Origin of the sequence: Nitrospira sp., from assembly GCA_005116745.1 — a bacterium.
Taxonomy (GTDB): Bacteria; Nitrospirota; Nitrospiria; order Nitrospirales; family Nitrospiraceae; genus Nitrospira_D.
On record SWDS01000023.1, the window covers coordinates 1 to 706 of the forward strand.

The 706-nt window shown below is 51.0% G+C and carries 1 protein-coding gene; it reads right to left on the bottom strand.

Annotation, left to right across the window (positions count from 1 at the left end; translation table 11 throughout):
- Positions 1-364: 364 nt before the first annotated feature.
- A complete protein-coding gene (locus E8D52_18635; protein TKB65198.1) occupies positions 365-607 on the bottom strand; it encodes a hypothetical protein in 243 nt (80 codons plus the stop codon).
- Positions 608-706: the final 99 nt, after the last annotated feature.

Genomic DNA, 706 nt, shown 5'->3' on the forward strand with positions numbered 1-706 from the left:
CAATACTAACCGAGTGTCTCGACTTGAGAAATTGCACTTATTGTATGAATGCGCGGTAACGCTGCAGAAAGAACTTAGGGTCGGATCTTGTATTATGCATTGTGAAAACCGATTCGATTCTTAATAGCCCTGTCGAAAAAGCGGACTGGTTGATTTGCCTCTGGCGCAGCGCGGCTGTAGCACACAGAGATCGTATATGAGTCGTAAGGTACTCCCCCTATGATGCGGAGGCCTTGCGCAGATATCTCAGGCACGGTCTGCCACTCGGTGACGGTGTATGCCATGGGCGGCTCTTTGGAAGTGAAAGCTTGAAGGGCGGTGGTTGTGGCTAGGCGGCGACGTGGCGTTTGATCTTGCGAAGTCCTTACTCACGTTGTGCCAAGCAGGATTGAATTGACTCTTGTTGGGACACCGTCGTAGAGAGAAGCGTCTTCACCAGGGGTTGATAGGGAATTCCAGCTTTCTTGGAGCGAGTCTTTGCTGCGCAAAGGTCGGCTACGTCAAGATTGAGGGTGATGGTGCTCCGCCCCTTCTTACGAAAGGCGGTGCGAATGAGTTCAATTCCTTGTCGATCGATCTTGAGATGGCGAAGGGTTGGTTGGTTCATGATAGAGCCTCCGAAACTTTCTCCATTCAGCGGAATCAGTGGTGCGAATTGTCTTGCCCGCTTGGCGAGATCAAATGTGGTAGAAGTTGTTTTAAGGCG

Coding starts and splice junctions, on each gene's coding strand:
- E8D52_18635 (TKB65198.1), bottom strand. CDS start 607: ATGAACCAACCAACCCTTCGCCATCTCAAGATCGATCGACAAGGAATT.